The organism is Methylobacterium sp. Leaf469 (genome assembly GCF_001424745.1).
GTDB lineage: Bacteria > Pseudomonadota > Alphaproteobacteria > Rhizobiales > Beijerinckiaceae > Methylobacterium.
Genome location: NZ_LMRE01000012.1, coordinates 452,501 through 459,363, shown reverse-complemented (window position 1 = coordinate 459,363; position 6,863 = coordinate 452,501). Strand labels below are relative to the sequence as shown.

Here is a 6,863-nt window from a genome sequence, read left to right as displayed (position 1 = left end):
CGAAGCTTCAGCACCACCTGCTCCGCACCCGTCTTCTGACCTCGCCGCATGTCCAGCTCCTTCGGTCCTGGCTGATCCTCTCAATCAGCCCGGTCCAAAGCCAGCCAGTCACGTCACGCGGCGACCGCAAGATCAGCGGCAGAACGTTAGAAAGGCTGAAGCTTCAACGGGATAGGTTGGAGCGGGCGGCGGGAATCGAACCCGCATATTCAGCTTGGGAAGCTGACGTTCTACCACTGAACTACGCCCGCGAGCCGCGGCGTGGGGCCTGCGGTGCGGCGTTTGGGGCCGCGGGAGGGACCATACCAGACACGGTCGCGTTGTCCACGGCCTTGATGGGGGCTGCGTGCGTTCCCATACGGGCCGGATTCCGATAGCGTCGCGCGGCTTGCCGGGCGGTGTCGCTCCGGGCCGGCGGAGGTTCCCGTAAGTCCTTTGGCTGGATCACTTTTTTCGCATGACGGTTCGCACGTGACGACAGCAGATGCCTCAGGGTCACCCGCGCCATCGGGCGGCGCCCGCCTCGTCCTCGCCTCCGCCTCGCCGCGGCGGCTCGCCCTGTTGCAGCAGGCCGGGATCGAGCCCGACGCGCTCCTGCCGGCGGATGTCGACGAGACGCCGCGCAAGTCCGAGACCCCGCGCGAGCTCGCCCGGCGCCTGGCGCGCGACAAGCTCGACGTCGCGGGCGACGCGGCGCGGCGGCGTGACGACATGCGCCAAGCCTTTGTGATTGCTGCCGATACCGTGGTGGCGGTGGGGCGCCGCGTCCTGCCGAAGGCCGAGGTGGCGGACGAGGCCGCCGATTGCCTGCGCCTGCTCTCGGGGCGCCAGCACCGGGTCTACACGGCGGTGTGCCTCCTGTCGCCGAAGGGCACCCGGCGCGAACGCGTGGTCGAGACCCGGGTGCGGTTCAAGCGGCTGTCGAGTCGCGAGATCGAGGCCTACGTCGCCTCGGAGGAATGGCGCGGCAAGGCCGGCGGCTACGCCATCCAGGGGCTGGCCGGCGCCTTCGTGGTCAAGCTCGTCGGCTCGCACAGCGCGGTGATCGGCCTGCCGCTCTACGAGACCCTAAGTCTCTTGGAAGGCGAGGGTTTTCCCGTTCGGGGAGCGTGGGGACAAGCACCGGGGAGCAGCCTGTGACCGGACCGATTCCCTGGCCGACGGCGCCCGAAGAGGCGTGCCCGATCTGCCGCAAGCCGGCCAAGCCGGAGTTCCGTCCGTTCTGCTCGACCCGCTGCGCCGACGTCGATCTCGGCCGCTGGCTGACGGATCGCTACGCGATCCCCACCGCCGAGGACGAGGACGAGGATGCCGCGCCGCAAGCAGGGCGCGACCGTTCCGAGTAGGGCGGTGCGCCGTTCCACCGACGGCAGGATGCGCCGTTCCACGCATCCGTGGAACGGCGATTCGCTCAGGCCGCCGCGGTGGTGCGCCGGTTGTAGCCGAGGGCCGCGAGGGTCGCGACGGCACCGGACAGCAGGTAGACGCCGACCCAGGCGAGACCGAACTCGCTCGACAGGCTGAGGGCGACCAGCGGCGCGAAACCGGCGCCGATGAGCCAAGCCAGATCCGAGGTGAGCGCCGCGCCGGTGTAGCGGTAGCGGGTGCCGAGGTTGCTCGTGACCGAGCCCGAGGTCTGGCCGTACGAGAGACCGAGCAGACCGAAGCCCACCAGAACGTAGATGGTCTGGCCGACCTCGCTGTCGCCGACGAGCAGTGGGGCCACGATGCTGCCGAGGGCGAACAGCAGGATCAGGCCGGCCGCGATGGCCACCAGGGTCCGGCGTCCGATCTGGTCGGCGACGATGCCCGAGATCACGATGGCGCCGGCACCGACGACCGCCCCGGCGAACTGCACCATGAGGAACTCGCCCACCGAGCGCTGGGTGAACAGGTTGATCCACGAAATCGGGAACACCGTCACCAGGTGGAACAGCGCGAAGCTCGCCAGGGGCACGAAGGCGCCGACGAGGATGTCGCGGCCATGCACCCGCACGGTCTCGAGCACCGGCGTCGGCTCGAGTTCGCGCATCTCGATGAGGCGGACGAATTCCTCCGTCGCCACGAGGCGCAGGCGGGCGAACAAAGCCACCACGTTGATGGTGAAGGCGACGAAGAACGGGTAGCGCCAGCCGAAATCGAGGAAGTCGGCTTCCGACAGGTTGGCGAGGAAGAACGCGAACAGGGCCGAGGCCAGCATGAAGCCGATGGGCGCGCCGAGCTGCGGCATCATCGCGTACCAGCCGCGCTTTCCCTCGGGGGCGTTGAGGGCGAGCAGCGAGGCGAGGCCGTCCCAGGCGCCGCCGAGCGCCAGGCCCTGGCCGAACCGGAAGGCCGCGAGCAGCCAGATCGTGGTGGCGCCCAGCGTCGCGTAGTTCGGCAGGAAGGCGATGGCCGCCGTGGAGCCGCCGAGCAGGAACAGCGCGATGGTGAGCTTCACCCCGCGCCCGTGCCGCCGGTCGATCTCTGTGAAGATCGCCGAGCCGATGGGCCGGGCGACGAAGGCGAGGGCGAACAGCGCGAAGGAATACAGCGTGCCGGCGAGCGGCGTCGCGAAGGGGAAGAACACCTTCGGGAAGATGAGCACCGAGGCGATGCCGTAGACGAAGAAGTCGAAATACTCGGCGGCGCGGCCGATCACCACGCCGATGGCGATCTCGCCCGGGGCGACCGTATGGTCCGAGAGGGCCTCGTGGGCGTGGCGCTCCGCCTCCGACGAGGACGGCACTGCGTAATCTGCGCTCATCGGGAAACGTCTGCTCGCTGGCTTGATGGATGGGGGGCGATGCGTCCGCCTGGGCGCGGCCCCTTCGTCTCGATCCTGACCTAGTCTCGGTCCTGATTAGGGCCTGCCGCCACCACCCGTCAAAGCGAAAGCCGCTCCGGCCCGGAAACGGCGCTGCCCTGTCGCAGCCGCGGCGCCGCGGCCGGGACGGGGACACGATGCCACCGGGGCGGGAGAATGTCCCTGAGGCGGTAAGGGACATTGCCTCGGGGGAAAGGGTTTGGCTATGCTCCCAGTGCCTACCTGAGAGCATACCTTTCCCCTTGTCAGGCCGGTCTGTTGCATCGCACTAGGCGCCACGTTCGACGTGACGCCGATCCGCGGCACGGCACGGGCGGCATCATCGAGTCCGCGTCAGCCGATCCCATGACCGTCAGAATTCTGAGACCGCTCCTCCTCCTGCCCGTGTTCGGCCTGCTGTCGGGCTGCAACATGGTGCTGATGCAGCCGTCGGGCGACATCGCCATGCGGCAGCGCGACCTCATCCTCGCCTCCACGGGGCTGATGCTGCTGATCATCATTCCGGTGATCGCCGCGACCCTGTTCTTCGCCTGGCGCTACCGCGCGTCGAACAAGGCGGCGACCTACGATCCCGATTGGCACCACTCGACCCACCTCGAGGTGCTGATCTGGTCGGCGCCCCTGGTGATCGTCATCGCGCTCGGCGCGCTCACCTGGATCAGCACCCACACCCTCGATCCCTACCGGCCGCTGAGCCGCCTCGACGCGTCGCGGCCTCTGCCGAAGGACGTGAAGCCCCTGGTGGTCGAGGTCGTCGCACTCGATTGGAAGTGGCTGTTCTTCTACCCAGATCAGGGCATCGCCACCGTCAACGAGATCGCCGCCCCCGTCGATGTGCCCATCACGTTCAAGATCACGGCCGCCACGGTGATGAACTCGTTCTTCATCCCCGCGCTGGCCGGGCAGATCTACGCCATGCCCGGCATGGAGACGAAGCTGCACGCCGTGATCAACAAGCCCGGCACCTTCGAGGGCATGTCGGCGAACTACAGCGGCTCGGGCTTCTCCCGCATGAACTTCCGCTTCGTCGGCCTCGATCAGGCCGGCTTCGACGCCTGGGTCGCCAAGGCGAAGGCGGCCGACAAGCCGCTCAGCCGCGACGCCTACCTCGAACTCGAGCGGCCGAGCGAGCGCGAGCCGGTGACGTTCTACTCCTCCGTCGATTCCGGCCTCTACGGGCGGGTGCTCAACATGTGTGCCGTGCCCGGCAAGATGTGCATGCACGAGATGATGGCCATCGACGCCAAGGGCGGCGCTGGCAAGGACAGCCACGCCAACCGGGCGCGCCTGGAATACGACAATCGCTACGCCGAGCGCGGCGACGAGGGCAACGCCGCCACCGTCGGCGGTTCGGGGCGGTCGTCGCACAGCCCCGAGCAGCCGCAGGGCATGAAGCCGAAATCCACGGCGCCCGAGGTGAAGCCACATTCGGGATCGGACCATTCCGGCCACGATCATTCCGGTCACGCCACCGGCGCGGGGGATGCCGCTCCGGCTGGGGACGGATCCAAGGGTGACGGAACGAAGAGCGACGGACCCGGCGGCACCGATCCCGTCGCCCCCGGTCAGCTCAACAAATAACGCGGACGCCTCCGCCCGCGGCCCCATTCGGCACTCCTCTCACGAGACAGGCCCATGTTCTCCAATCCGGATCTTCAGAAGCTCCTGTTCGGGCGGCTGACCCTCGACGCCGTTCCGCTGCATGAGCCGATCCTCCTCGTCACCTTCGCGATGGTCGGCCTCGGCGGCCTCGTGGTCCTCGGCGGCCTCACCTATTTCCGCCTCTGGGGGCCCCTGTGGCGCGACTGGTTCACGAGCGTCGATCACAAGAAGATCGGCATCATGTACATCGTGCTGGCCCTGGTCATGCTCCTGCGCGGCTTTGCCGACGCCCTGATGATGCGGGCCCAGCAGGCCATGGCCTTCGGCGCCAACGAGGGCTACCTGCCGCCGCACCACTACGACCAGATCTTCACGGCCCACGGCGTGATCATGATCTTCTTCGTGGCGATGCCGTTGGTGACGGGCCTGATGAACTACGTCGTGCCCCTGCAGATCGGCGCCCGCGACGTGGCCTTCCCGTTCCTCAACAACTTCAGCTTCTGGATGACCGTCAGCGGCGCCCTCACGGTGATGGCCTCGCTGTTCGTCGGCGAATTCGCCCGCACGGGCTGGCTCGCCTATCCGCCCCTGTCGGGACCGGCCATGAGCCCCGGGGTCGGCGTCGACTATTATATCTGGGCGCTGCAGATCGCCGGGATCGGGACGCTGCTCTCGGGCATCAACCTCATCGCCACCATCGTGAAGATGCGGGCCCCCGGCATGAGCATGATGCGGATGCCGATCTTCACCTGGACGTCCCTCTGCACCAACATCCTCATCGTGGCCGCCTTCCCGGTCCTCACCGCCGTTCTGTCGATGCTGTCCCTCGATCGCTACGTGGGCACGCACTTCTTCTCGAACGATCTCGGCGGCAACCCGATGATGTACGTGAACCTCGTGTGGATCTGGGGTCACCCGGAGGTCTACATCCTCATCCTGCCGGCCTTCGGCGTGTTCTCCGAGATCGTCGCGACGTTCTCGCGCAAGCGCCTCTTCGGCTACGCCTCGATGGTCTACGCCACGGTGGTGATCACGATCCTGTCCTACCTCGTGTGGCTGCACCACTTCTTCACCATGGGGTCGGGCGCCAGCGTGAACTCCTTCTTCGGCATCACGACGATGATCATCTCGATCCCGACGGGGGCCAAGATCTTCAACTGGCTGTTCACCATGTACAGGGGCCGCATCGACTTCGACGTGCCGATGCTCTGGACCGTCGGCTTCATGGTGACCTTCACCGTCGGCGGCATGACCGGCGTGCTCCTCGCGGTGCCCCCGGCCGACTTCGTGCTGCACAACTCGCTGTTCCTCGTCGCGCACTTCCACAACGTCATCATCGGCGGCGTGCTGTTCGGCATGCTCGCGGGCATCACCTACTGGTTCCCCAAGGCCTTCGGCTACAAGCTCGATCCGTTCTGGGGCAAGACCTCGTTCTGGTTCTGGCTCACGGGCTTCTGGTTCGCTTTCATGCCGCTCTACATCCTCGGGCTCATGGGCGTGACGCGCCGGGTGCAGCACTTCGACGACCCGTCGCTCCAGATCTGGTTCGTCATCGCGGCCTTCGGGGCGTTCCTCATCCTGCTCGGCATCGCCTCGTTCATCGTCACCCTGGTGGTGAGCTTCCTGAGGCGCGAAGAGCTGCGCGACCTGACCGGCGATCCTTGGAACGGCCGTACCCTCGAATGGGCGACCTCCTCGCCGCCGCCGGACTACAACTTCGCCTTCACGCCCGTGGTCCACGACCATGACGCGTGGTGGGACATGAAGAAGCGCGGCTACGTCCGGCCGGTGAGCGGCTTCAACAAGATCCACATGCCGCGCAGCACCGCGGCCGGCATCATCCTCGGGATGCTCAGCATCGTCTTCTCGTTCGCGATGATCTGGTACATCTGGTGGCTGGCGGCGCTCAGCTTCGTGGCGCTGGCGGTGGTCACCATCGGCCACACCTTCAACTACGCCCGCGATTTCTACATTCCCGTCGACGAGGTCGTGCGGACGGAGAATGCGCGCACGGCACTCCTGGCGGAACGGGTCTGAGAACCATGGCGGCGCATTCCACGGCGGCCTTCACCGCCGACGATTTCAAGGGACCGGGGGACACCCCGGTCTTCCACGACGCGCAGGGCAAGCATCATCCCGAAGGCGGAACGATGCTGGGCTTCTGGCTCTACCTGATGAGCGATTGCCTCATCTTCGCGGCCCTGTTCGCCGTCTACGCCGTGCTCGGGCGCAACTACGCGGCCGGACCTTCGCCGAAGGACCTGTTCGACCTCAAGCTCGTGGCGCTCAACACCTCGATGCTGCTGTTCTCCTCCATCACCTACGGCTTCGCCATGCTGGAGATGGAGAAGGAGAAACAGGGCCGCATGCTGCTGTGGCTCGGCGTCACCGGTCTGTTCGGCCTGTGCTTCATCGGCCTCGAACTCTACGAGTTCCACCACCTCATCCACGAGGG

The 6,863-nt window shown here is 66.9% G+C and carries 6 protein-coding genes and 1 tRNA gene (1 of these 7 cut by a window edge); 5 read left to right on the top strand and 2 right to left on the bottom strand.

The features are described 5' to 3' along the window. Positions 1 to 177: 177 nt before the first annotated feature. Positions 178 to 251, bottom strand: a tRNA-Gly gene (locus ASG60_RS09945). A 220-nt stretch (positions 252 to 471) separates the two neighbouring features. On the opposite strand from ASG60_RS09945, the gene ASG60_RS09940 reads away from it, so the two are divergent. Continuing rightward, positions 472 to 1,140: a Maf-like protein gene (locus tag ASG60_RS09940; RefSeq protein WP_056171066.1), complete on the top strand. Its 669-nt coding sequence runs from the start codon at positions 472 to 474 to the stop codon at positions 1,138 to 1,140. Continuing rightward, on the top strand, positions 1,137 to 1,346 hold the full coding sequence (yacG, locus tag ASG60_RS09935) for a DNA gyrase inhibitor YacG (RefSeq protein ID WP_056171063.1): 210 nt from the start codon (positions 1,137 to 1,139) through the stop codon (positions 1,344 to 1,346). Before ASG60_RS09940 ends, yacG begins: the two co-directional genes overlap by 4 nt. A gap of 65 nt (positions 1,347 to 1,411) precedes the next feature. Here yacG and ASG60_RS09930 read toward each other — a convergent pair whose 3' ends face one another. After that, the gene (locus ASG60_RS09930; protein ID WP_056385273.1) at positions 1,412 to 2,746 is read right to left on the bottom strand and encodes an MFS transporter; all 1,335 of its coding nucleotides are present in this window, start codon (positions 2,744 to 2,746) and stop codon (positions 1,412 to 1,414) included. A 405-nt stretch (positions 2,747 to 3,151) separates the two neighbouring features. On the opposite strand from ASG60_RS09930, the gene cyoA reads away from it, so the two are divergent. The 3 genes in view from cyoA to cyoC are tightly spaced (at most 54 nt apart) and all read left to right on the top strand, a layout consistent with a single transcriptional unit that may run on beyond the window. Continuing rightward, complete coding sequence (gene cyoA, locus ASG60_RS09925) at positions 3,152 to 4,387, top strand: ubiquinol oxidase subunit II (RefSeq protein WP_082531686.1); 1,236 nt, start codon at positions 3,152 to 3,154, stop codon at positions 4,385 to 4,387. 54 nt (positions 4,388 to 4,441) lie between these two features. After that, positions 4,442 to 6,445 (top strand): cytochrome o ubiquinol oxidase subunit I, encoded by a 2,004-nt coding sequence (gene cyoB, locus ASG60_RS09920; protein ID WP_056171056.1) that lies wholly within the window; start codon positions 4,442 to 4,444, stop codon positions 6,443 to 6,445. A gap of 5 nt (positions 6,446 to 6,450) precedes the next feature. Next, a protein-coding gene (gene cyoC, locus ASG60_RS09915; protein WP_056171054.1) for a cytochrome o ubiquinol oxidase subunit III crosses the window boundary here: on the top strand, positions 6,451 to 6,863 show its 5' portion. 235 nt of this gene lie beyond the right edge of the window; the window shows 413 of its 648 coding nt (coding positions 1–413); its start codon is at positions 6,451 to 6,453; its stop codon lies off the right edge, out of view.

Bases quoted from the DNA above. Each gene is read 5' to 3' on its own strand.
- ASG60_RS09930 (WP_056385273.1), bottom strand. From the start codon at position 2,746: ATGAGCGCAGATTACGCAGTGCCGTCCTCGTCGGAGGCGGAGCGCCAC.
- cyoA (WP_082531686.1), top strand. From the start codon at position 3,152: ATGACCGTCAGAATTCTGAGACCGCTCCTCCTCCTGCCCGTGTTCGGC.
- cyoB (WP_056171056.1), top strand. From the start codon at position 4,442: ATGTTCTCCAATCCGGATCTTCAGAAGCTCCTGTTCGGGCGGCTGACC.